Here is a 26,505-nt window from a genome sequence, read left to right on the forward strand (position 1 = left end):
TCCTCAGGTAGCCGAGGAGCTTCTGTTCATCGCTCATGCGTGTTCACCCGTTCCCCGGTCCTGTGTCCGTTCGCCGTCGCCGCCGCGGCGGCCTCAGGAGATTCCAAGATCGTTCTCGATGAAGTCGAAGATCTCGTCCGCCGCTGCGGAGTTGATCCGGTCGCTGACGTCGTCCGTCGCCGTCGCCGTGAGGACGGCGCCGCGGTCCGGGCCGTCCCAGCGGGCCAGCAGGGAACGCAGCCGGGCGCCGATCCGGTCCCGCCGCGCGTCGTCGTCCGCCAGGTCCGTCAACGCGGATTCCAGGCGGTCGAGTTCGGCCAGCGCCCGGCCCGCGCCGTCCATGCCCTCGGTGAGCCGGCCGCGCAGGTATCCGGCGAGGGCGCTCGCGTTGGGCTGGTCGAACAGCAGCGTGGCGGGCAGCGCCAGGCCGGTGGCGGTGCCGAGCCGGTTGCGCAGCTCGACGGCGGTCAGGGAGTCGAAGCCGAGGGCGTTGAAGGCCTGGGCGGCGCCGACCTTGTCGGTGGAGGCGTGGCCGAGGACCCCGGCGGCCTGGCCGCGCACCAGGGCGAGGAGCGTGCGCTCCTGCTCGGCGGCGGACTGCTCGGCCAGCCGGGAGCGCAGGGTGCCGGCGGCGTCGTCCTCGCCCGGGCCCGCCGGGCGGGCGGCCGCGAGGTCGCGGAGTTCCGGCAGGTCGGACAGGAGCGGGCTGCGCCGGGCCGAGGTGAAGCCGGGCGCGAAGCGTGCCCAGTCGACGTCGGCGACGGTCACGGCGGCGTCCGGGCGGGCCACGGCCCGGCCGAGGGCCGCCGGGGCGCGCCGCGGGTCCAGCGGGTTCATGCCGCTGCGCCGCATGCGCTCCTCGGCCCCGGTGTTCTGTGCGGCCATGCCGCCGCCGGCCCACGGCCCCCAGGCCAGGGAGGTGGCGGGCAGTCCGGCGGCGCGGCGCTGCTGCGCGAGGGTGTCCAGATAGGCGTTGGCGGCGGCGTAGTTGGCCTGGCCGAGGGTGCCGAGGGTGCCGGAGACGGAGGAGTACAGCACGAAGGCGGACAGGTCGCGGTCGCGGGTGAGGTCGTGGAGGTTGCGGGCGGCGGCCAGCTTGGGCCGCAGCACCGTCTCCAGGCTCTCGGGCGACAGGGTGTCGATGAGCCGGTCGTCGAGGACGCCCGCGGTGTGCACCACGGCGTCCACCGGGTGCCGGGCCAGCAGGGCGGCGAGCGCGTCGCGGTCGGCGACGTCGCAGGCGGCGATCTCGAGTGCGGTGCCGGTGCCCTCCAGTGCGGCCTTCAGCCGGGCCGCGCCCTCGGCGCCGGCGCCGGAACGGCTGACGGCGAGGACCCGTTCGGCGCCCTGCGCGGCGAGCCAGGCGGCGGTGTGCACGCCGAGGGCGCCGGTGGCGCCGGTCAGCAGGACGGTGCCGTGCCAGGCGGGGGCGGGGGCGGGCGCGGCGCCGGCCGGTATCCGCTCCAGGCGGCGCAGGAAGGTGCCGGAGCCGCGGACCGCGACCTGGTCCTCCCCGTCCCGGCCGGCCAGGACCGCGCTGAGCCGGCGGCCGATGTCCTCGGCGACCGGGGCGTCGGTGGTGCCGGGCAGGTCGACCAGTCCGCCCCAGCTCTGCGGGTGTTCCAGGGCCGCGGTGCGGCCGAAGCCCCAGACGGCGGCCTGTTCGGGTGCGGTGGGTGTCTCCTGGGCGTGGACGCCGACGGCGCCGGCGGTCAGGCACCACAGGGGCGCGGGGGCCGATCCGGGCGCTGTGCCCGGGCCGTCCGGGCCGTCCAGGCCCTCGGAGCTGTCGGAGAGTGCCTGGACGAGCGCGGCGGTGGCGGCGAGGCCGCTCGGGGTGGAGGGGTGCTCCGGCAGGGGCCGGGTGTCGGCGGCGAGCAGGGACAGGATGCCGCCGAGGACGCCGCCGTCCGTCTTCGCGAGGGCGTCGGTCAACTGGGCGGCCAGGGTGACGCGGTCGGCCGACGCGCAGTCGACGGGCACGCTCACCGCGTGGGCGCCGTGCGCGCCCAGGGCGGCGGCGATCGAGGTGGCCCAGGCGCCGTCCGCGTCGGCGGCGGGCACGGGCAGCAGCCAGGTGCCGGTGAGGGCGGCGGCCTCCTCGACGGCCGGCTTCCACACGACGCGGTGCTCCCAGCCCTCCGCCTCGGAGGTCTGCCGGCGCTCCCGGCGCAGGGAGGAGATCGCGGGCAGGACCGCGCTGAGCGGTGCGTCGGTGTCGAGGCCGAGGCGGTCGGCGAGGTCCTGCGGGCCGGCCTGTTCGACGAAGTCCCAGAACCGCGCCTCCTCGGCGGAGTCGGCCGGGACGGCCGCCCCGGCGGGCTGCGCGGAGGACTGGAGCCAGTAGCGCTCGCGCTGGAAGGCGTAGGTGGGCAGTGCACCGCGCAGCGCGTCGGGGTCGTGCAGCGCGGCCGGGTCCAGTTCGGCGCCGCGGGCGAGCAGCAGGCCCGCGGCGAGCAGCGCGGAGCGGCGCTCGTCGCCCTCGCGCCGCATCAGCGGTGCGGCGGCGGCCGCCGTCGGGTCGGTGACGCTGTCGAGGGCCATCGTCGTCAGCGTGGCGTCGGGGCCCAGTTCGAGGTACGTGGTGACGCCGAGGGCCTCCAGGGCGCGCGCGCCGTCGCAGAAGCGGACCGCGTCGCGCACGTGCCGCCTCCAGTAGGCCGCCGTGCGCAGGTCGTCGCCTTCGGCGAGGCGCCCGGTGACGTTGGAGACGACGGGCAGGGCGGGCGGGGCGTAGGTGACGCGTGCCGCGACCTGTTCGAACTCGTCGAGCATCGCGTCCATGCGGGCGGAGTGGAAGGCGTGGCTGACCCGAAGGCGCCTGGTGCGGCGTCCGCGCCCGGCCAGGACGGCGGCGATCCGCTCGACTTCGTCGCTGTCGCCGGAGAGGACGACCGACGCGGGGCCGTTGAGGGCGGCGATGCCGGCGCGCTCCCCGTTCGCGTCGCTCTCGTCGAGGAGTGTGCGCACCTCCTCCTCGGTGGCCTCGACGGCGGTCATCGCGCCGCCCTCGGGCAGTGCCTGCATCAGCCGGCCGCGGGCGGCCACGAGGGCGCAGGCGTCGGGGAGGGTGAGGACGCCCGCGGCGTGCGCGGCCGTCAGTTCGCCGATGGAGTGGCCGATGAGGGCGTCAGGGCGGGCGCCCCAGGAGTGGACCAGGGCGTGGGCGGCGGTGCCGACGGCGAACAGCGCGGCCTGGGTGTAGGCGGTCCGGCCGAGCAGGTCGGCCTCGGGCGAGCCCTCCTCGCAGAAGACCACCGAGCGCAGGGGCGGTCCGTCGAGGTGGCGGTCGAGTTCGGCGCAGACGGTGTCGAAGGTCTCGGCGTACACGGGGTGGGTCCGGTAGAGGTCCTGGCCCATGCCGGGGCGCTGGGCGCCCTGGCCGCTGAAGAGGAACGCGGTCCCGGCGCCGCCGGTGGCGACGCCGGTGACGACGTCCGGGGCGCCGGTGCCCTGCGCGGTGGCGGCGAGTGCGGTGAGCAGTTCCGTGTGGTCGCCGGCGACGGCGACGGCGCGGTGGTCGAGGGTGTGGCGGGCCGCGGACAGGGAGTGCGCGAGGTCGCGCAGGTCGGTGCCGGGGTGGGCGAGGAGGTGGGTGCGCAGCCGGGCGGCCTGGGCGCGCAGGGCGTCCGGGGTGTGTCCGGAGACGGTGAACGCGCGGGGCCGGGCGGCCGGTTCGGGGCGGGCGGGGGCGGGCCGGGGTGCGGGCGGTTCCTCCAGGATGACGTGGGCGTTGCTGCCGCTGATGCCGAAGGAGGAGACGCCGGCCCGGCGGGGGCGTGCGGTGTCGGCGGGCCAGGTGCGGGGCTCGGTGAGCAGTTCGATGGCGCCGCTGGACCAGTCGATGTGCTCGGAGGGTTCGTCGACGTGGAGGGTGCGGGGCAGTTCGCCGTGGCGCATGGCCATGACCATCTTGATGACTCCGGCGGCGCCGGCGGCTGCCTGGGTGTGGCCGAAGTTGGACTTGGCGGAGCCGAGCAGCAGGGGCCGGCCGTCCTCCCGGTCCTGGCCGTAGGTGGCGAACAGGGCGCGGGCCTCGATGGGGTCGCCGAGGCTGGTGCCGGTGCCGTGCGCCTCGACGGCGTCCACTTCGCGGGAGGTGAGGCCCGCGGCGGCGAGGGCCTGGCGGATGACGCGTTCCTGGGAGGGGCCGTTGGGGGCGGTCAGTCCGTTGGAGGCGCCGTCCTGGTTGGTGGCCGAGCCGCGGACCACGGCGAGGACGGGGTGGTTGTTGCGGCGGGCGTCCGAGAGCCGTTCGAGGAGCAGGACTCCGACGCCCTCGGAGAAGCTGGTGCCGTCGGCGGACGCGGCGAACGCCTTGCAGCGGCCGTCCGCGGCGAGACCGTTCTGCGCGGTGAACTCGGTGTAGGTGCCGGGGGTGGCCATCACGGTGACGCCGCCGGCCAGGGCCATGCCGCACTCGCCGGTGCGCAGCGCGTGCGCGGCCAGGTGCAGGGAGACCAGCGCCGAGGAGCAGGCCGTGTCGATGGTCATGGTGGGGCCTTCGAGGCCGAAGGTGTAGGCGACGCGGCCGGAGATGACGCTGCCGGAGACGCCGAGGCCGATGTAGCCCTCCATGCCCTCGGGGATGTCGGCGAGCCCGGAGGCGTATCCGGAGCCCATCGCGCCCACGAACACGCCGGTGCGGCTGCCGCGCAGGGACAGCGGGTCGATGCCGGCCCGCTCGAAGACCTCCCAGGAGGACTCCAGCAGCAGCCGCTGCTGGGGGTCCATGGCGAGGGCCTCGCGGGGCGAGATGCCGAACAGGGAGGCGTCGAAGTGGGTGGCCCCGTAGAGGAATCCGGCCTGGAGGCCGGGCAGGCGTTCCAGGTCCCAGCCGCGGTCGGAGGGGAACGCGGAGATGGCGTCGCCGCCCTCGGCGACGAAGCGCCACAGGTCCTCGGGGGAGGTGACGCCGCCGGGGTACTGGCAGGCCATGCCGATGATGACGACGGGGTCGTCGTCGGCGGCGGCCACGGCGGCGGTCTCCGTCCGTACGGTGGTTCCGCCGAGTTCCTCGCGCAGGTGGCGGGCGAGCGCGGCGGGCCGGGGGTGGTCGAAGACGAGCGTGGGGGGCAGGCGCAGTCCGGTCTCGGTGTTGAGGCGGTTGCGCAGTTCGACGGAGGTGAGGGAGTCGAAGCCGAGGTCGCGGAAGGACTGGTCGGCGCCGACCGCGCCGGCCGTGTCGTGGCCGAGGGCGGTGGCCGCGTGCCGGCGTACCAGGTCCAGGAGGAGGCGTTCCTGTTCGGCCGGTTCCAGGCCGGCCAGGCGTGCGTTCAGCCGGGGTGCGCCGCCGGTGCCCGCCTCGACGGTGCGCCGGGCGGGGGCCCGGACCAGGCCGCGCAGCAGCACGGGCAGCCGGCCCGCGGCGGCGGCGGTGCGCAGCGCGGCGGTGTCCAGGCGCAGCGGGGCGAGCAGCGGCTCGCCGGTGGCGAGGGCGGCGTCGAGGAGGTCGAGGCCCTGTTCGGCGGTGATCGCGGGAAGGCCGGAGGCGGCGATGCGCCGGATGTCGTCCTCGCCGAGGCCGCCCGTCATGCCGGCGTCGCCGGCCCACAGCGTCCAGGCGAGGGAGGTGGCGGGCAGGCCCTGGGCGTGCCGGTGCTGGGCGAGGGCGTCCAGGACGGTGTTGGCGGCCGCGTAGTTGGCCTGTCCGGCGCCGCCGAGCAGTCCGGCGGCGGAGGAGAACAGGACGAACGCCGTCAGGTCCGCGTCGCGGGTGGCGTGGTGCAGGGCGAGCGCGGAGGCGGCCTTGGCGCGCAGGACGGTGTCGAGGCGCTCGGGGGTGAGTGAGGCGAGGACGCCGTCGTCGAGGACGCCGGCGGTGTGCACGACGCCGCGCAGCGGCCGGTCGGCGGGGATCCGGGCGAGGAGGGCGGCGAGGGCGGCGGGGTCGGCGGTGTCGCAGGCCTCGACGGTCACCTCCGCGCCCTCGGCGGCGAGTGCGGCCACGAGGGCGTCGGCGCCGGGGGCGTCTGCGCCGCGCCGGGAGGCGAGGACGAGGCCGCGTACGGCGTGCTGGGTGACGAGGTGGCGGGCGACGAGGGCGCCCAGGAAGCCGGTGCCGCCGGTGATCAGGACGGTGCCTTCCGGGTCCCAGGGGGTCTCGGGGGCGTGGTCGGGGTCGGCGGCGGGGACGGCGGTGGGCACGCGGGTGAGCCGGGGGACGAGCAGCCGGCCGTCGCGCAGGGCGAGTTGGGGTTCGCCGGTGGCGAGGGCCGCGGCGAGGTCGGCGGGTGCGGTGCCGGCGGCGGTGTCGAGCAGGACGAGGCGTCCGGGGTTCTCCGTCTGGGCGGAGCGGACCAGGCCCCAGGCAGCGGCGGCGGCCACGGCCGGGACGTCCTCGCCGTCGCGGGCGGCGAGGGCCCCGCGGGTGAGGACGACGAGGCGGGCGCCGGCGGTGCGGTCGTCGGCGAGCCAGGTCCGCAGGGTCCCCAGGAGGTGCGCGGCGACGGCGCCGGCGTCGTCACCGGCGGGGCAGGGCAGCAGTACCGCTTCGGCGTCCTCGGGGACGTCGTCGGGGCCGGCCACGCGCGGCCAGGCGGCGTCGAGGCCGGTGTCGAGGCCGGTGCCGTCCGCGTACACGTACCAGCGGCCGGCCGGGGGTGCGGCCGGCGTGTTCTCGACGGGGCTCCAGGTGACGCGGTGCAGGGCGCCGGCGGCGGCCGGGGCGGCGGCGCCGCGCAGGCTGTCGGCGGAGACGGGCCGGGAGACGAGGGTGTCGACGGTGGCGACGGGGTGGCCCTCGGCGTCGGCGATGCGCAGGGCGACCCCGCTCGCGCCGGACGGTTCGATCCGTACCCGCAGGCTGGTGGCTCCGACCGCGTGCAGGCGCACCCCGCTCCACGAGAACGGCAGGCCGACCCCGGCGGGGCCGCTCTCCTCCCCCGCGGGGGCGGTGAGCTGGGCGTGCAGGGCGGCGTCCAGCAGCGCGGGGTGCAGTCCGTAGCGGGCCGCGTCCTTGTGCTGGTCCTCGGGCAGGGCGACCTCGGCGTACCAGGCCCCGTCCGCGCGCCAGGCGGCCTTGAGGCCCTGGAAGACGGGGCCGTACTGGTAGCCGGTGTCGGCGAGGGCGGCGTAGAAGCCGTCGAGGGGTACGGACTTGGCGCCGGGCGGCGGCCAGGCCGTCAGGTCGAAGGAGGCCCCGGCCGCGCCGGCGGCCAGGACCGCGGAGGCGTGGCGGGTCCACCCGGTGTCGGTGTCGTCGCCCGCTGCGGTCTCGGGGCGTGCGTAGACGGCCAGGTGGCGGCGGCCGGTGTCGTCGGGGGCGCCGAGGACGAGCTGGAGCTGCGCGGTGTCCTTCTCCGCGAGGACGAGCGGGGCTTCGAGGGTCAGTTCCTCCAGCAGGTCGCAGCCGACCTCGTCGCCCGCGCGCAGGGCGAGTTCGGCGAAGGCGGTGCCCGGCAGCAGGACGGCGCCGGAGACCTGGTGGTCGGCGAGCCAGGGCTGGGAGCGCACCGAGAGCAGGCCGGTGAGCAGGACCCGGCCGTCGTCGGCGACGCGGACGACGGCGCTCAGCAGCGGGTGCCCGGCGCTGCCGAGTCCCGCGCCGGACAGGTCGCCGGCGCCGCGGGCGCTCATGCGCAGCCAGTAGTCGTCGCGCTGGAAGGCGTAGGTGGGCAGGTCGACGCGGGCGGCGGCGGGCGGGGGCAGCAGGCGCTCCCAGTCCACGGCGGCGCCGTGCGCGAAGAGTCCGGCCACGGCCGCCAGCAGTGCGGGGGCCTCGGGCCGGTCCTTGCGCAGGGAGGCGAGGCAGACCCGTTCGGTGGTGTCGTCGGGCAGGCAGGTGCGGGCGAGCGCGGTCAGGGTGGCGTCGGGTCCGAGTTCGACGAACCGGCTGACGCCGTGTCCGGCGAGCCAGTCGATGCCGTCGGCGAAGCGCACGGGCCGGCGCAGGTGGCGTACCCAGTAGTCGGGCGAGCGCAGTTCCTCGGCGGTGGCGGGCCGGCCGGTCAGGTTGGAGACGACGGTGATCCGCGGCGCGTGGTAGGTGACGCTCTCGGCGACGGTCCGGAACTCGTCGAGGGCGGCGTCCATGCGGGCGCTGTGGAAGGCGTGGCCGACGCGCAGGCGCCGGGTGCGCCGCTGCCGGGCCTCCAGCTGGGCGGCGACCTGCTCGACGGCGTTCTCGTCGCCGGAGATCACGGTGGAGCGGGGGCCGTTGAGGGCGGCGATGCTCACGGCGTCGCCGTGGGCGGCGAGCAGCGCGGTGACCTCGTCCTCGGTCGCCTCGACGGAGATCATGGCGCCGCCCGGCGGGAGCGCCTGCATGATGCGGCCGCGGGCCGCGACCAGCCGGCAGGCGTCGGCCAGCGACCAGACGCCCGCGGCGTGCGCGGCGGACAGTTCGCCCAGGGAGTGCCCGACGAGGTACTTGGGCTTGACGCCCCAGGACTCCAGCAGCCGGAACAGGGCCACTTCGAGGGCGAACAGGGCGGGCTGGGTGAGGTCGGTGCCGTCCAGGGCCCCGGGGCCCTCGGCGCCGTCGAGGACGATGCCCTTCAGGGACCGGCCCAGGGCGGTGTCGAGGTGGGCGCAGACCGCGTCGTAGGCCGCGGCGAACGCGGGGAACGCGGCGTACAGCTCGCGTCCCATGCCGATGCGCTGGGATCCCTGTCCCGAGAAGAGGAAGGCGGTGGCGCCGCGCAGGACGCGGCCGGTGACGACGTGCGGCGCGTCGGGCGCGTCGGGGTCCTCGTCGGCGAGCCGGGCCAGGCCGCGCAGCGCGGCGGCGTGGTCCTCGGCGAGGACGACGGCGCGGTGTTCGAAGAGCTGACGGGTGGTGAGGAGGGCGTGCGCGATGCCGGGCGTGGCGGTGTCGTCCTCGGCGGTGACGCGGTCGAGGAGCCGGGCGGCCTGGCCGCGCAGGGCGGCGGCGCTGCGCGCGGAGACGATCCACGGCACGGCCGGGGAGGCGGCCGGTGCGTCGGCGGGGGCGGCCTGTGTCGCGGGCGCGAGGGCGTCGGCGGGGGCGTCGGTGGGGGCGTCGGCCGGCGGCTCGGCGGGCGCGGCCTCCAGGATGGTGTGGGCGTTGGTGCCGCTGATGCCGAAGGACGACACGGCGGCGCGGCGCGGCCGGTCCCCGGTGTCGGGCCATTCGGCGGGCTCGGTGAGCAGGCGGACGTGGCCGGCCGCCCAGTCGACGTGGGTCGAGGGCTCGGAGACGTGCAGGGTGCGCGGGAGGCGGCCGTGGCGCAGTGCCATGACCATCTTGATGATGCTGGCCACGCCGGCGGCGGCCTGGGTGTGGCCGAGGTTGGACTTCAGGGAGCCGAGCAGCAGCGGACGGTCGGCGTCCTTGGCGCCGCCGTACGTGGCCAGCAGGGCCTGTGCCTCGATCGGGTCGCCCAGTGAGGTGCCGGTGCCGTGGGCGTCGACGGCGTCGATGTCGGCGGCGCTCAAACCGGCGTTGGCCAGGGCCTGTTCGATGACGCGCTGCTGGGCGGGGCCGTTGGGGGCGGTGAGGCCGTTGGAGGCGCCGTCGGAGTTGACGGCGGAGCCGCGGACGACGGCGAGGACGGGGTGGCCGTTGCGGCGGGCGTCGGAGAGGCGCTCGACCAGGAGCAGGCCGACGCCTTCGGACCATCCGGTGCCGTCGGCGTCGTCGGAGAACGCCTTGCAGCGGCCGTCGGCGGCGAGGCCGCGCTGCCGGCTGAACTCGAAGAGCAGTCCGGGGGTCGCCATGACGGCGACGCCGCCGGCCATGGCGAGGTCGCACTCCCCCGACCTCAGGGCCTGCACCGCCCAGTGGAGGGCGACCAGGGAGGAGGAGCAGGCGGTGTCGACGGTGACGGTGGGGCCTTCCAGGCCCAGGACGTAGGAGATGCGGCCGGAGGCGACGGAGGTGGCGTTGCCGGCGAGCATCAGTCCGTGGACGTCCTCGGGGACCTCCACGGGGCCCTGGCCGTAGCCGGAGGTGGCGGCGCCGACGAAGACGCCGGTGGCGCTGGAGCGGAGGGTGGCGGGAGGGATGCCGGCGCGTTCGAGGAGTTCCCAGGACGCCTGCAGGAGCAGTCGCTGCTGGGGGTCGGTGGCGAGGGCCTCGCGGGGGCTCATGCCGAAGAAGCCGGCGTCGAACGCGGCGGCGTCGCCGAGGAAGCCGCCCTCGCGGGTGGAGAAGGTGCCCGGCTTGTCGGGGTCGGGGTCGAAGCGGTCCTCGATGTCCCAGCCGCGGTCGGCGGGCAGCGGGCCGATGGCGTCGCCGTCCTCGTCGACGAGCCGCCACAGGTCCTCGGGGGTGGCCACGGCGCCGGGGAAGCGGCAGCTCATCGACACGATGGCGATGGGCTCGCGCTGCTTCTCCTCCACCTCGTGAAGCTGCCGGCGGGTCTGCCGCAGCTCTGCCGTCACCCGCTTGAGGTACTCGACGTACTTGCCGTCGTCAGCCACGTGTCTCACTTCCTTGACCCGAGCCGGACAGTGTCCGCCGTGCGGGAGCCAGTGCCGGAGTGGGGAGGTCCAGTGCCCGAGGGGCCCGAGGGGAGGGATCGATTCCCGTAGGGGGGTGATTCGCGGCGGCGGGTGCCGCCGCTGTGCGGGCGTCCGCTGCCGTTGTCACGTCGTTCCCAACTCCCTGTCGATGAGGTCGAACAAATCGTCGGCGGTCTCGACCGATTCCAGTTCGCCGTCCCCGGCGTCCGGTTCCTCGGTCCCGGTGACCGTCACCGGCGCGCCCGACCAGCGGGCCAGCAGGTCCCGCAGCCGGTCGGTGACGCGGGAGCGGACCTCGGTGTCGTCCACGTCGGTGCCGTTCAACGCGGCGTCCAGGCGGTCGAGTTCGCCCAGCAGTGCCTGCGCGCCGCCGGGCGGGTCGGGCAGGTCGAGCTGGGTCAGCAGGTGGCGGACCTGGACGGCGGGGGTCGGGTAGTCGAAGACGAGGGTCGCCGACAGCCGCAGGCCGGTGACGGCGTTGAGACGGTTGCGCAGTTCGACCGCGGTCAGTGAGTCGAAGCCGAGTTCCTTGAAGGACTGCTCGGGTTCGATCTCGGCGGCCGAGGAGTGGCCGAGGACGGCCGCGGCCTGCTCGGCGACCGCGTCGAGCAGCAGCTGTTCCCGGTCGGCGGCCGGCAGCGGGGCCAGCCGCTCCGCGAGGGTCTGGGTGCTGCCGGCCGCGGCGGCGGACGTCTCGGCCCGGCGCCGGGCGGGCGCCTTGACCATGGCGCGCAGCAGCGGGGGCAGTACGTCGGCGTGTTCGCGCAGGGAGGCGTGGTCGAGGTCCATGGGCAGGAGTACCGCGCGGTCGGTGGCGGGGCCGGCGTCGAGCAGGCGCATGCCCAGTTCGGCGCCGAGCGGGACCATGCCGGTCCTGGCGTGGCGTTCGCGGTCGGCCTGGCCGAGTTCGCCGGTCATGCCCGCGTCGGGCAGCCAGGTGCCCCAGGCGAGGGAGGTGGCCGGCAGGCCCAGGTCGCGGCGGTGGTGGGCGAGGGCGTCCAGGAAAGCGTTGGCGGCCGAGTAGTTGGCCTGTCCGGCGCCGCCGAACGTGCCGGCCACGGACGAGAAGACCACGAACCGCGCCAGGTCCAGGTCACGGGTCAGTTCGTGCAGGTTGGTCACGGCGTCGGCCTTGGGCCGCATGGACCGGTCGATGCGTTCCGGTGTCATCGAGGAGATGACGCCGTCGGCCAGGACGCCCGCGGTGTGGATCACCGCGGTCAGCGGGTGGGCCGGGGGCAGCGAGGCGAGGAGGTCGGCCAGCGCGGCGCGGTCGCCGGTGTCGCAGGCGACGATGGCGACGTCGGCTCCCAGGGCGGTCAGTTCCTCGCGCAGTTCGGCGGCGCCGGGCGCGTCGGGTCCCTGCCGGCCGGCCAGGACGAGATGGCGCAGGCCGTGGTGGGCGACCAGGTGGCGGGCCGTGATCCGGCCCAGTCCGCCGGTGCCGCCGGTGAGCAGGACGGTGCCGTCCGGGTCGGGGGCGGTCGGCAGGGTCAGGACGACCTTGCCGATGTGGCGTGCCTGGCTGAGGAAGCGGAACGCGTCGGGGGCCCTGCGTACGTCGAACGTGGTCATCGGCAGCGGCGGCAGCACCCCTTCCTCGAAGAGGGTGACCAGTTCGCGCAGCATCTCCCCGATGCGGTCGGGGCCGGCCTCGACGAGGTCGAAGGCCTGGTAGGCGACGCCCGGGTGGTCCTCGGCGACCTGCCGCGGGTCTCGGACGTCGGTCTTGCCCATCTCCAGGAAGTGTCCGCCGCGCGGCAGCAGTCGCAGCGAGGCGTCGACGAACTCGCGTGCCAGCGAATCGAGTACGACGTCCACGCCGCGGCCCTCGGTGGTCTCCAGGAAGAGTTTCTCGAAGCCGAGGTCGCGGGAGGAGGCGAGGTGGGCGTCGTCGAGGCCCGCGGCGCGCAGCGCGTCCCACTTGCCGGGGCTGGCGGTGCCGAACACCTCGGCGCCCAGGTGGCGGGCGAGCCGTACGGCGGCCGTGCCCACTCCCCCGGCGGCGGCGTGCACGAGCACGGACTGCCCGGGGCGCAGCCCGCCGAGGTCGACGAGGCCGTAGTACGCGGTCAGGTAGACGATGGGCGCGGTGGCGGCCTGGGCGAAGGTCCAGCCGCGCGGGATGGCGGCGACCATCCGTTCGTCGGCGACGGCGACGGGGCCGAAGGCGCCGGCGAACATGCCCATCACCCGGTCGCCGACGGCGAGGGAGGTGACGTCGGCGCCGGTCTCCGTGACCACGCCGGCGCCTTCCAGGCCGATCGCCGTGGCGTCGCCGGGATACATGCCCAGCGCGGTGAGGACGTCGCGGAAGTTGACGCCCGCGGCGCGCATCGAGATGCGGACCTCGCGCGGTGCGAGGGGTCCTGTCACCTCGGGGCACGCGGTGAGCTTCAGGCTCTCCAGTGTTCCGCGTTCCTCGACGGAGAGCCGCCAGGCGGCGGTGTCGGCGGGCTCGGTGAGCGCGCGCTGCACGGCGAGGGGGATGATCTTCGGTGTGGTCACCGTGCCCTCCCTGACGGCCAGTTCGAGGTGGCCGGAGGCGAGGGCGGCGGGCAGTGCGGCCGCCGAGGCGGGGGCGGTGTCGAGGTCGGCGAGGACGAACCGGCCGGGGTTCTCGGAGCGGGCCGAGCGGACCAGGCCCCAGGCCGTGGCGCGGGCCGGGTCGGCGGGCCGGGTTCCCACGCGCATGGCGTCGCGGGTGACGACGGCGAGCCGGGCGTGGGCGAAGCGGGGTTCGTCGAGCCACTGCTGCACGAGCCGCAGCGTCGTGTGCGCGATGGCGCGTGCGGCGCCGGCCAGACCACCGGCGCCGGCATCGACGTCGATGTCGAGGTTGGTGTCGGGGTCGGGGTCGGGCAGGACCAGCAGGACGGTCTCGGGGATCTCCAGGTCCGAGGCGGCGAGCGCGGTCAGGTCGGGGAAGGCCCGCACCGGTGATCCGGTCCGTTCCAGTTCGGCGGCCAGCGGCCGGGCTTCGGGGCCGCCGACCAGGGTCCAGTCCGTGCCGGGCGTCCGGGCGCCGGCGGGCACCGGCGTCCAGTCCAGTTCGTACAGGCCTTCCTGGCGCGGTGCGCCGATGGTGGCGCCCGCGAGGTCTCCGGTGAGTTCGCGCAGGGTGAGCGAGCCGACGGTGGCGACGGGGCGTCCCGTGGTGTCGGCGAGGGCCAGGCCGATGGATTCCGGGCCCGTCTGCACCATGCGGACCCGCAGGGCGTCGGCGCCGGCGGCCTCCAGGCGGACGTCGTTCCAGGAGAAGGGCAGCCGGCCCGCGTCCTTCATGGGCACGAACATCACGGCGTGCAGGGCGGCGTCGAGCAGGGCCGGGTGCAGGTCGAACGCGTCGGCGGACGGGTCGGCGTCCTCGGGCAGCGCGACCTCGGCGAACACCTCCTCGCCGCGTGTCCACACGGACTTCAGGCCCTGGAAGAGCGGCCCGTACAGGTGGCCCCGTTCGGCGAACCGCTCGTAGAACCCGTCGAGCGGTACTTCGTCGGCGTCCTGCGGCGGCCAGGCGGTGAAGTCGTAGGCGGTGTCCGGCGTCGTCGCGCCGTCGTCGGTGAGCAGGCCGGAGGCGTGCAGCGTCCACGGCGTCTCGGGGGCGGCGTCCTCGGTGCGGGAGTGCACGCTCAGGGTGCGGGCGCCGTTCGCGTCGGCGGCCTCCACGTGCAGTTGTACGTGCAGGGCGCCGCTGTCGGGGAGGGTGAGCGGGGTGAGGATGGTCAGTTCCTCCACCCGGTCGCAGCCGACGTGTTCCGCGGCGTGCAGGGCCAGGTCGAGGAAGCCGGTGGCCGGGAACAGGGCGGTGCTGGTGAGGGCGTGGTCCGCGAGCCAGGTCTGGCCGCGCAGCGACAGGCGTCCGGTGAAGAGGCGGGCGTCGCCTCCGGCCAGTTCGACCGCGGCACCGAGCAGCGGGTGCGCGGCGGAGTCCAGGCCCGCCGAGCCGACGTCGCCGAGCAGGACGGGCGGTCCGGGCCAGAACCGCTGCCGCTGGAAGGCGTACGTCGGCAGGGTCGTGGTCCGGGCGCCGGCGCCGTCGAAGACGTGGGCCCACTCGATGTCGACGCCCTTGGCGAACGCCTGGGCCAGGCCGAGGAGCAGTGCTTCGCGCTCGGGGCGGTCCTTGCGCAGGACGGGGACGAAGAGCATCTCGTCGCCGCCGGAGGCACTGGACTGGGCGAGGGCGGTGAGGGTGCCGTCCGGGCCGAGCTCCACGAACCGGCGTACGCCGCGTCCTTCGAGCCAGGTGATCCCGTCGGCGAACCGTACGGCCTCCCGCACGTGCCGCACCCAGTACTCGGCCGACTCCAACTCCCCCACGCCGGCGGCCTGTCCGGTCACGTTCGAGACGACCGCCATACGGGGCGGCGTGTACGTCACGCTCTCGGCCACGGCACGGAACTCGGCCAGCATGGGTTCCATCAGCGGCGAGTGGAAGGCGTGCGAGACCCGCAGACGGGAGGTGCGGCGGCCCAGGGCGGCTGTCTCCTGGGCGATGACCTCCGCCACCGCTTCGACACCGGAGATCACCACCGAGCGGGGGCCGTTGACGGCGGCGACGGACACTTCCGCCTCCCGGCCCTCCAGCAGCGGCAGGACCTCGCCCTCGGACGCCTCCAGCGCGAACATCGCACCACCGGAGGGAAGTTGCTGCATGAGCCGGCCGCGCGCCGACACCAGCCGGCAGGCGTCCTCGAGCGAGAACACCCCGGCCACGTGCGCGGCAGCGAGTTCACCCACCGAATGACCCACCAGGAAGTCGGGACTCATCCCCCACGACTCCACCAGCCGGAACAACGCCACCTCGATGGCGAACAACGCGGGCTGAGTCCAGCCCGTCTCGTTCAGCAGCTCCGCGTCCTCACCGAAGACAACCTCCCGCAGACCCTCGTCCAACTCCGCGCACACCGCGTCGAAGGCCTCCGCGAACACCGGGAACGAGTCGTACAACTCCCGTCCCATACCCAGGCGTTGCGCACCCTGGCCGGAGAAGAGGAAGGCGAGCTTGCCCTCGCCGCGGGCGGAGCCGGTCACGGTGGAGGCGTCGGGCTCGTCGGCGGCCAGTGAGCGCAGGCCTTGGACGAGGGTGTCGTGGTCCTCGCCGAGGACGACCGCGCGGTGTTCGAAGACCGCGCGGTGTGCCGCCAGGGACAGGCCCACGTCGGCGGGGTCCGTCTCCGGCCGGCCGGCGAGGTGGGTGAGGAGGCGGTCCGCCTGGGCCCGCAGGGCGGTGCGGCTGCGGGCGGTCACGATCCACGGCACCGCGCCGTCGGCGGGGGCCGTTTCGGTGGCGGCGGGGGCGGGTTCCTCGTCGGTGGCGGCTTCGAGGATGACGTGGGCGTTGGTGCCGCTGATGCCGAAGGAGGAGACACCGGCGCGGCGGGGTCGGTCCGCCTCGGGCCAGTCGACGGCCTCGGTCAGCAGCCGCACGTCGCCCTCCGTCCAGTCGACGTGGGTGGAGGGCTGGTCGACGTGGAGGGTGGCGGGCAGGACGCCGTTGTTCAGGGCCAGGACCATCTTGATGATCCCGGCGACGCCCGCGCCGGCCTGGGTGTGGCCGATGTTGGACTTCACCGAACCGAGCCACAGCGGCTGTCCGGGCTCGCGGTCCTGGCCGTAGGTGGCGAGGACCGCCTGGGCCTCGATGGGGTCGCCGAGCATGGTTCCGGTGCCGTGCGCCTCGACGGCGTCGACCTCGGTGGCCGCGACCCCCGCGTCGGCGAGCGCCGCGCGGATCACGCGCTGCTGGGCGGGGCCGTTGGGGGCGCTCAGGCCGTTGGAGGCGCCGTCCTGGTTGACGGCGGAGCCGCGGACGACGGCGAGGACGGGGTGGTTGTTGCGGCGGGCGTCGGAGAGGCGCTCCACCAGGAGCATGCCGCCGCCCTCGGAGAAGCCGGTGCCGTCGGCGGCGTCCGCGAACGCCTTGCAGCGGCCGTCCTGCGACAGACCGCGCTGCCGGCTGAAGTCGACGAACAGGCCGGGTGAGGCCATCACGGTGACGCCGCCGGCGAGGGCGAGGTCGCACTCGCCGGAGCGCAGCGAGCGCACCGCCAGGTGCAGGGCGACCAGGGAGGCCGAGCAGGCGGTGTCGACGGTGACCGCCGGGCCTTCCAGGCCGAAGGTGTAGGAGAGCCGGCCGGAGACGACGCTGGCGGCGTTGCCGGTCAGCATGTAGCCCTCGAAGTCCTCCCGGGAGGCGGCCAGCATGCCGGTGTAGTCCTGGCCGTTGGTGCCGGCGAAGACACCGGTGCGGCTGCCCTTGAGGGTCCTGGGGTCGATGCCGGCCCGCTCGAACGTCTCCCATGTCATCTCCAGCAGCAGGCGCTGCTGCGGGTCCATGGCGACGGCCTCGCGCGGGGAGATGTTGAAGAACGCCGGGTCGAAGCCGCTGGCGTCGTTCAGGAAGCCGCCGGTGCGGGTGTAGACGCTGCCGGGTTTCCCGGGCTCGGGGTCGTACAGGGCGTCGAGGTCCCAGCCCCGGTCCTCGGGGAAGGGCACGAGTCCCTCTTCGCCGCCGAGCAGCATGGCCCACAGCTGTTCGGGGGTGCTGACGTCGCCCGGGAAGCGGCAGCCCATGGCGACGACCGCGATCGGCTCGTCGTCGCGTGGGGCCGCGATGGGCTCGGGGGCCCGGGTGTCCGGCTGTTCCTGTCCGGCCAGTTCGCTCAGGAGGTGGCCGGCGAGGGCGTCGCAGTTGGGGTGGTCGAAGACGAGGGTGGCCGGCAGGCGCAGGCCGGTGATGCGGTTCATGCCGTTGCGCAGTTCGACGGCGCTGAGGGAGTCGATGCCCAGGTCGGTGAAGGGGCGGCCCGGTTCGACGGCCTCGGCGGACGGGTAGCCGAGGACGTTGGCGACGTAGGAGCGGACGACGTCGAGGACGGCGCCGGCCCGGTCGTAGGCGGGCAGTTGGGCGAGGTGGGCCTGGAGGGAGGAGGCGTCCGCGGCGGGGCTTTCGGCCTGCTGGGTGCGGGCGGTGTCCAGGGCGCGGCGGGCGGCGGGCAGTTCGTCGAGGAGGTGGCTGGGGCGCGGTCCGGTGAAGGCGAGCGCGTAGGTGTCCCAGCGCAGGTCGGTGACGACGACGGTGGTGTCGTCGGCGTCCAGGGCGCGGCCCAGTGCGTCGCAGGCGGACTTGGTGTCCATGGGGTGGACGCCGTAGCGGCGCATGCGGTCGCCGGCGGCGTCGCCGACCATGCCGCCGTCGGCCCACAGGCCCCAGGCGATGGCGGTGGCGGGCAGGCCCTGGGAGCGGCGGTGCTGGGCGAGGGCGTCGAGGTAGGCGTTGCCGGGGGCGTAGTTGCCCAGGCCCGCGCCGCCGAGGACGCCGGAGGAGGAGGAGAACAGGACGAAGGCCGACAGGTCCAGGTCCTGGGTGAGTTCGTGGAGGTGCCGGGCGGCGGTGGCCTTGCCGCGCAGGACGGGGTCCATGCGGTCGGGTGTCAGGGAGTCGACGACGGTGTCGTCGAGGGAGCCGGCGGCGTGGAACACGGCGTCCAGCGGGCGGTCGGCGGGGATCGAGCGGAGCAGGCCGTCCAGGGCGTCCCGGTCGGCGACGTCGCAGGCGGCGAGGGTGATGTCGGCGCCGAGGGCGGTGAGTTCGTCGCGCAGTTCGCTCGCGCCGGGGGCGTCGGCGCCGCGCCGGCCGGCCAGGACCAGGTGGGTGGCGCCGCGTCCGACGAGCCAGCGGGCGATGTGGCCGCCGAGGGCGCCGGTGCCGCCGGTGACCAGGACGGTGCCGCGCGGCTGCCAGGCCGGGGTGTCGGCGAGGGGGGCTGTGGCGTGGACCAGGCGGCGTCCGAAGGAGCCGGAGGGCCGGATCGCGATCTGGTCCTCGTCGCCGGGGGCGGCGAGGACGGCGCACAGGCGGGTGCCGGCCCGGCCGTCGAGTGCGGCGGGCAGGTCGACGAGGCCGCCCCAGCGTTCGGAGTGTTCCAGGGCGGCGACCCTGCCGAGGCCCCAGACGAGCGCCTGGGCGGGGCTGGTGACGGTCTCGGAGGCGCCGACGGCGACGGCGCCGCGGGTGGCGCACCACAGCGGGGCGTCGGTGCCGGTGTCGCCGAGGGCCTGGAGGAGGGCGACGGTGCCGGCGAGGCCGTGCGGGAGCGCCGGGTGGTCGGGGTGGGGGCGTTCGTCGAGGGCGAGCAGGGACAGGACGCCCGCCACGGCGGGGGTGGCGTCGTCAGTGGTGAGGGCGGCCGTCAGGAGGGCGGCGAGGTGGGTGCGGTCGGTGCCGCCGTCGGGGACGGTGACCAGCCGGGTGTCGCGGGCGCCGCCGCCGGTCAGGGCGCGGTGGGCGTCGGCGACGAGGGCGTCGTGGGTGCCGTCGGGGGCGACGAGGAGCCAGGTGCCGGACAGGGCGCCGGCGGCGTTGTCGGTCAGCGGGGACCATCCGACGCCGTAGCGCCAGGAGTCCGTGGTGGAGCGTTCGCGGCTGGTGCGGCGCCAGGTGGACAGGGCCGGCAGGAAGGCGCTGAGCGGTGCGTCGGCGGGCAGGTCGAGGGCGTCGGCGAGGGCTTCCGGGTCTCCCTGGTCGACGGTCTCCCAGAAGCGGGACTCCACCGTGTCCGTGGCGGTGTCGGAGGAGGCGGAGGTGTCCTGCTCCGGGACGTGGGGCCAGTACCGCTGCTGCTGGAAGGGGTAGGTGGGTACGTCGACGCGGTGGGCGCCGGTGGCGGTGAACACGGCCGTCCAGTCGAGGGTGACGCCGTTGACGTGGGCCTCGGCGACGGAGGTGAGGAACTGACCGAGGCCGCCCTTGTCGCGGCGCAGGGAGCCGAGCGCGGCGCCTTCGACGCCGGCGTCCTCCAGGGTCTCGCGCAGGCCGACGGCGAGCACGGGGTGCGGGCTGACCTCGATGAAGGTGCGGTGGCCTTCGGCGATCAGGCCGCGGACGGCGTCCTCGAAGCGGACGGTCTCGCGCAGGTTGGTGTACCAGTACTCGGGGTCGAGGGTGGTGGTGTCCTGCCACTGGCCGGTGAGGGACGAGCGGAAGGGGATCCCGGCGTCCTGCGGCTCGATGCCGGCGAGGGCGTCGAGCACGGTCGCGCGGATGGGTTCGACCTGCGGCGAGTGGGAGCCGTAGTCGACGGCGACCTTGCGGGCGCGTACGCCGTCCTCGGTGAGGGCGGTGAACAGGTCGTCGAGCGCGGCGGCTTCGCCGGACACCACCACCGAGGCCGGTCCGTTGACGGCGGCGACGGCGAGGCGGTCGGCCCACGGGCTCATCCGGGCGCGGGTCTCGTCGGCGCTCAGCGGTACGGACATCATGCCGCCGGTGCCGGCGATGGCGACGATGGCCCGGCTGCGCAGGGCGACGATCCGGGCGCCGTCGTCGAGGGACAGGGCCCCGGCGACGCAGGCGGCGGCGATCTCGCCCTGCGAGTGGCCGACGACGGCGGCGGGGGTGATGCCGAGGGAGCGCCACAGGCCGGCGAGGCCGACCATGACGGCCCACAGGGCGGGCTGGACGACGTCGACCCGGCCGATGTCGGCCGCGTCCTCGTCGCCGCGCAGGACCGCGGTCAGGGACCAGTCGATGTGGGGGGCGAGCGCGCGTTCGCAGTCGGCGACGAGTGCGGCGAACAGGGGTGATTCGGTGAGGAGTTCGCGTGCCATGCCGGTCCACTGGGCGCCCTGTCCGGGGAAGACCAGGACGGGGTCGGCGGCGGTGGGCGCGGTGCCGGAGACGACGCCGGGTCCGGTGACGGGGGCGCCGGCGGCGAGGGCGGCGAGTGCCTCGTCGAGGGTGTCGCGGCCGGTGGCGAGGACGGCCGCCCGGTGTTCGAACGCCGAGCGGGTGGTGGCCTGGGAGTAGGCGAGGTCGGTGAGCGGGGTGTCGGGGCGGGCGAGCAGGTGGGTGCGCAGGCGTGCGGCCTGGCTGCGCAGGGCGGCTTCGGTGCGGCCGGACAGCAGGGTCGGTACGAGGGGCAGGGCGCCGGTGAAGGCCGCGGGGTCCGGGGTCGCGGGCGGGGCGGTGGCCGTTTCGGGGGCGGGTGCCTGTTCGACGATGACGTGGGCGTTGGTGCCGCTCATGCCGAACGAGGAGACACCGGCGCGGCGCGGGCGTCCGGTCTCGGGCCAGTCGAGCTGTCGGTTGAGCAGGCGGACGTCGCCGGCGCTCCAGTCGACGTGCGGGGTGGGGTTGTCGGCGTACAGGGTGCGGGGCAGGACGCCCTCGCGGATGGCCATGACCATCTTGATGATGCCGCCGACGCCGGCGGCGGCCTGGCTGTGGCCGATGTTGGACTTCAGGGAGCCCAGCCACAGGGGCCGGTCCTCGGGCCGGTCCTGGCCGTAGACGGCGATGAGCGCCTGGGCCTCGATCGGGTCGCCGAGGGTGGTTCCGGTGCCGTGTGCCTCGACCGCGTCGACCTCGCCGGGGGTCAGTCCGGCGCCGGCGAGCGCCTGGCGGATGACGCGCTGCTGGGAGGGTCCGCTGGGGGCGGTCAGTCCGTTGGAGGCGCCGTCCTGGTTGAGGGCGGAGCCGCGGAGCACGGACAGGACGGGGTGGTGGTTGCGGCGGGCGTCGGAGAGCCGTTCGAGGACGACCATGCCGACGCCCTCGGCCCAGCTGGCGCCGTCGGCGTCCGCGGAGAACGGCTTGCAGCGGCCGTCGGGGGCGAGCGCGCGCTGGCGGCTGAACTCGATGAGGGAGCCGGGTGTGGACATCACGGTCACTCCGCCGGCCAGTGCGAGGGAGCATTCGCCCTGGCGCAGTGCCTGGGAGGCGAGGTGGAGGGCGACGAGGCTGGAGGAGCAGGCGGTGTCGACGGACACCGCGGGGCCTTCCAGGCCGAGGGTGTAGGCGATGCGGCCGGACAGCACGCTGGGTGAGTTGCCGGTGCCGACGTAGCCCTCGACGTTGTCGTCGGCGGCGGCCAGGATCGTGACGTAGTCCTGGTAGGTGACGCCGGCGAAGACGCCGGTGCGGCTGCCGCGTGCGGTGGCCGGGTCGATGCCGGCGCGTTCCAGGGCTTCCCAGGACGTCTCCAGCAGCAGCCGCTGCTGGGGGTCCATGGCGAGGGCCTCGCGGGGGCTGATGCCGAAGAACGCGGGGTCGAACTGGCTGGCGTCGTGGAGGAATCCGCCCTCGCGGGTGTAGACGGTGCCGGGGTGGTCGGGGTCGGGGTGGTAGAGGGTCTCGGGGCTCCAGTTGCGGTCGCCGGGCAGCGGCGAGATGCCGTCGGCGCCGGCCACGACGAGGTCCCACAGGTCCTCGGGGCTGCGGACGCCGCCGGGGTAGCGGCAGGCCATGCCGACGATGACGATCGGGTCGTCGTCGGCGGACGCCGGGCGGCGGGTGTGGTCGTCGTCGTGGTCGGTGCTGCCGAACAGGTCGGCGTCGAGGTGCCGGGCGAGTGCGTGGGGGGTGGGGTGGTCGAAGACCAGGGTGGCCGGGAGGGCGACGCCGAGCGCGGTGCTGAGCGCGTCGCGCAGTTCGACGGAGGTGAGTGAGGTGAATCCGAGGGTGGAGAAGGAGTGGGCCGGCTCGATGTCGGTGGGGCCCTCGTAGCCGAGGACGTCGGCGACCTGGGTGCGCACGGTGGTGAGCAGGACGCGGGCGCGTTCGGCCGGGGGCCGGTTCGACAGCCGTTCCAGCAGGCTGCCGGGCTGCTGGGCGCGGGCCGCGGTGCGGCGGGCGACGGCCCGGCTGCGGGCGGGGGCGGGCCGGTCGGAGGTGGCGGGGGCGGCGGGGGCGCTCGTGTGGTGGGGGTCGACGGGCCGCATGAGCAGGGAGGCGATGGTGAGGACGGGTTCGCCGATCGCGTCGGCGGCTTCCAGGGTCAGGGTGTCGGGGCCGCGGCGGGAGAGGCGGACACGAAGGGTGGTGGCGCCGGTGGCATGGAGTGAGGCGTCGGCGAGGGAGAACAGGACGCGGCCGTCACCGAATCCGTCGAAGGTGCCCAGGCCGAGCGGGTGCAGGGCGGCGTCCAGGAGCGCGGGGTGCAGGTCGAAGCGTCCGGCCTCCTGCGCGGTCCCTTCGGGGAGGGCGACTTCGGCGTACACGTCCTCGCCGTGGCTCCAGGCGGCCCGCAGGCCCTGGAAGACGGGCCCGTAGTCGAGTCCCGCGGCGGCGAGCCGTTCGTAGACACCGTCGGCGTCGAGGGGTTCGGCGCCGGGGGGCGGCCAGGCGGTGAAGTCGAACTCGGGTGTGCGGGCACCGCGTTCGGGTTCCCGGGCGCTCAACAGGCCGCCGGCGTGCCGGGTCCAGGGGCCGTCCGTGTCGGGATTCTCCGGCCGGCCGTACACGCCGAAGACGCGGGAGCCCAGCGCGTCGGGTTCGGCGACCCGGATCTGGAGGTGGACGCGGCCGTGTTCGGGCAGGACGAGCGGGGATTCCAGGACGAGTTCGCGTACGTGCCCGCAGTCGGTGTGGGCACCGGCGCGCAGGGCGAGTTCGAGGAAGGCGGTGCTCGGCACCACGACGGAGCCGTTGACGCGGTGGGCGGCGAGCCAGGGCTGCGCGTGGGCCGACAGGCGTCCGGTCAGGACGACGGTGGCGCCCTCGGCGGGCGGGACGACGGCGGTCAGCAGCGGGTGGTCCGCGTCGAGGAGTCCGGCCGCGGACGGGTCGCCGGATCCGGTGGGTACGTCGAGCCAGAACGTACGGTGCTGGAAGGCGTAGGTGGGCAGGGGTACGGGCCGGCCGCCGGGGGCGACCGCGTCCAGGAAGGACGGCCAGTCGACCGGGACTCCGCGGGTGGACAGGGCGCCCAGGGCGGCGATGAGGACGGCCGGTTCGGGGCGGTCGGCGCGCAGCGCGGGCACGGTGAGGTGGCCGTGGGACTCCCAGCAGCCCTGGGCGAGGGTGGTGAGGGTGGCGTCGGGGCCGAGTTCGAGGCAGTGCTCGACGCCGTGGTCCTCCAGCCAGGCGATGCCGTCGGCGAAGCGGACCGCCTGGCGGACGTGGCGCACCCAGTACTCGGGCGAGGTGAGTTCCCCGGCCTCGGCGGGCCGGCCGGTGAGGTCGGAGACGACCGGGATGCGCGGCTCGCTGTAGGTGATGCTTTCGGCGACGGCCCGGAAGTCGGCCAGCACCGGTTCCATGCGGGGTGAGTGGAAGGCGTGGCTGACGCGCAGCCGGGTGGTCTTGCGTCCTTCGCCCGCGAAGTGCGCGGCCACGGCGAGGACGGCCGGCTCGTCGCCGGCGACCACCACGGACCGGGGGCCGTTGAGGGCGGCGATGCCGATCTCGTCCTCCCGGCCGGCCAGCAGGGGCAGGACCTCCTCCTCGGTGGCCTGGAGTGCGGTCATGGCGCCGCCCTCCGGGAGGGCCTGCATGAGCCGGCCCCGGGCGGCGACCAGCCGGCAGGCGTCGGGCAGCGTGAGGACGCCCGCGACGTGGGCGGCGGCCAGTTCACCGACGGAGTGGCCCAGGAGGTGGTGGGGCCGTACGCCCCAGGACTCGACCAGGCGGTACAGGGCGACCTCGACGGCGAACAGGGCGGGCTGCGCGTACTCGGTGCGGTCCAGCAGGGCGGCGTCGTCACCGAAGACGACCTCGCGCAGCGGCCGTTCCAGTCCGCCTTCGAAGTGGCCGCACACGGCGTCGAAGGCGTCCGCGTAGACGGGGAAGGCGTCGTACAGCTCGCGGCCCATGCCCGGCCGCTGGGTGCCCTGGCCGGCGAACAGGAACGCGGTGGTCCCCTCGGTCAGGGTGTCGCCGGTGACGGCCTGCGGGGAGGGTTCGCCCGCGGCGACGGCGGCGAGCCCGCGCAGGAGTTCGGTGCGTCCGGTGCCGCGGACCACGGCCCGGTGTTCGAAGCCGGGCCGGGTCGTCACCAGTGCGTGGGCGATGTCGGCGGTGTCGAGTGCGGGGTGCTCCTCGACGTGGGCCAGCAGGCGTGCGGCCTGCTCGCGCAGGGCGGCGGCGCTGCGGGCCGACACGATCCACGGGGTCACCGTCTCGGCGGCGGTCCGGCGGGCGGGGGCGGCGGGCTGCTGGGGGGCCTGCTCGATCACGACGTGGGCGTTGGTGCCGGACACGCCGAAGGCGGAGACACCGGCGCGGCGCGGGCGGCCGGTGTCGGGCCACTGCCGCTGTTCGGTCAGCAGCCGGACGTCGCCCGTGTTCCAGTCGACGCGTGAGGAGGGCGCGTCGGCGTGCAGGGTCCGCGGGAGGACGCCCTCGTCGAGGGCGAGGACCATCTTGATGATGCCGGCGGCACCGGCGGCGGCCTGGGTGTGGCCGATGTTGGACTTGACCGAGCCCAGCCACAGCGGCTGGTCGGCGGGGCGGTTCTGCCCGTAGGTGGCGAGCAGGGCCTGTGCCTCGATGGGGTCGCCGAGGACGGTGCCGGTGCCGTGCGCCTCGACGGCGTCGACGTCGGCCGGGGTGAGGCCCGCCGAGGCGAGGGCGGCGCGGATGACGCGCTGCTGGGCGGGGCCGTTGGGGGCGGTCAGGCCGTTGGAGGCGCCGTCCTGGTTGACGGCGGTGCCGCGGACGACGGCGAGGACGCGGTGGTTGTTGCGGCGGGCGTCGGACAGCCGCTCGACGACGAGGACGCCGACACCTTCGGACCAGCCCGTTCCGTCGGCGCCGTCGGCGAACGCCTTGCAGCGTCCGTCGGGTGCGAGGCCTCCTTGGAGGCTGAACTCGACGAAGGCGCCGGGGTTCGCCATGACGGTGACGCCGCCGGCCAGGGCGAGGTCGCACTCGCCGGTGCGCAGGGACTGCACGGCGAGGTGCAGGGCGACGAGGGAGGAGGAGCAGGCGGTGTCGACGGTGACCGCGGGGCCTTCGAGGCCGAGCGTGTAGGCGACGCGGCCGGAGACGACGCTTCCGGCGCCGCCGGTCAGCAGGTGTCCGCCGAGGCCTTCGGGGACCTCGGTCAGGCCCGAGCCGTAGCCGGAGCTTCCGGCGCCGACGAAGACGCCGGTGCGGGTGCCCTTGAGGCCGGTCGGGTCGATGCCGCCGCGCTCCAGCGCCTCCCAGGACGTCTCCAGGATCAGGCGCTGCTGGGGGTCGATCGCGAGGGCCTCGCGGGGGCTGATGCCGAAGAACGGGGCGTCGAAGCCGGCGGCCTCCCGCAGGAAGCCGCCCGAGCGGGTGTCGCTGGCCGCGAGCAGCGTCTCCAGGTCCCAGCCGCGGTCCTCGGGGAATCCGGAGACCGTGTCGAGGCCGCCGGAGACGATCCGCCACAGTGCCTCGGGGCCGCTCACGCCGCCCGGCAGGCGGCAGCCCATGCCGACGATGACGACGGGGTCGGTGTCGGTGACGGTGGCCGCCGGCGGCCGGGCGGTGGTGTCGGCGCCGGTGTCGGTGCCGAAGAGTTCGTCGCGCAGCCGGACGGCGACGGCCAGCGGGGTGGGGTGGTCGAAGACGAGGGTGGAGGGCAGCGGCACCCCGGTGGCGCCGGTGAGTTCGTTGCGCAGTTCGACCGCGGTCAGGGAGTCGAAGCCCAGTTCGCGGAAGGTCCGCCCGGGGGCGACGGCCGTGGTGTCGGTGTGGGCGAGCACGGTGGCGGCGTGCTCCCGGACCAGGTCGAGGAGGGCCGTGTCGCGGTCCTCGGCCGGCAGGGGGCCGAGCCGTTCGCGCAGGGCGGCGCCCGCGCTCGTGGTGTCCGCGGCCGGGCCGGTGCCGCGCGGTGCGTCGGAGGCCTCCGGCAGTGCGGACAGCAGGGGGCTGGGGCGGCCGGTCGTGAACGCGGGAGCGAAGCGGTCCCAGTCCATGTCGGCCACGACCACGGTGGTGTCGCCGAGTTCGAGGGCGCGGGAGAGGGCGCGCAGGCCCGCGTCGGGCTCCAGCGGGCGCAGTCCACGGCGGCGCAGCAGGTCCTGGGCCTCGGCGTCGGCGGCCATGCCGCTCTCGCCCCAGGGGCCCCAGGCGACGGCGGTGCCGGCAAGGCCCCGGGCCCGGCGCCGCTCGACCAGGGCGTCGAGGTGGGCGTTGGCGGCGGCGTACGCGGACTGGCCACCACTGCCCCACACACCGGCGATCGAGGAGAACACCACGAACGCCGACAGGTCCAAGTCCCGCGTCAGGGAGTCGAGATGATCGGCACCCACGGCCTTCGCCGCCCGGCACGCGCCCGCCCCCCCCGGGGGAGCTCCGCGCGGCGATAGAGATAGAGAGAG

Annotated in this window: 2 protein-coding genes; both read right to left on the reverse strand. The window is 75.5% G+C overall.

The annotated features are described in order from the left end of the window. Positions 1-93: 93 nt before the first annotated feature. Positions 94-10,386 (reverse strand): type I polyketide synthase, encoded by a 10,293-nt coding sequence (locus tag ACFV2J_RS34860; protein WP_385442433.1) that lies wholly within the window; start codon positions 10,384-10,386, stop codon positions 94-96. 165 nt (positions 10,387-10,551) lie between these two features. Beyond that, complete coding sequence (locus tag ACFV2J_RS34865; RefSeq protein ID WP_385442435.1) at positions 10,552-26,436, reverse strand: type I polyketide synthase; 15,885 nt, start codon at positions 26,434-26,436, stop codon at positions 10,552-10,554. Positions 26,437-26,505 lie beyond the last annotated feature (69 nt).

The sequence above is a fragment of the Streptomyces sp. NPDC059668 genome (assembly GCF_042734135.1).
Classification (GTDB): Bacteria; Actinomycetota; Actinomycetes; order Streptomycetales; family Streptomycetaceae; genus Streptomyces.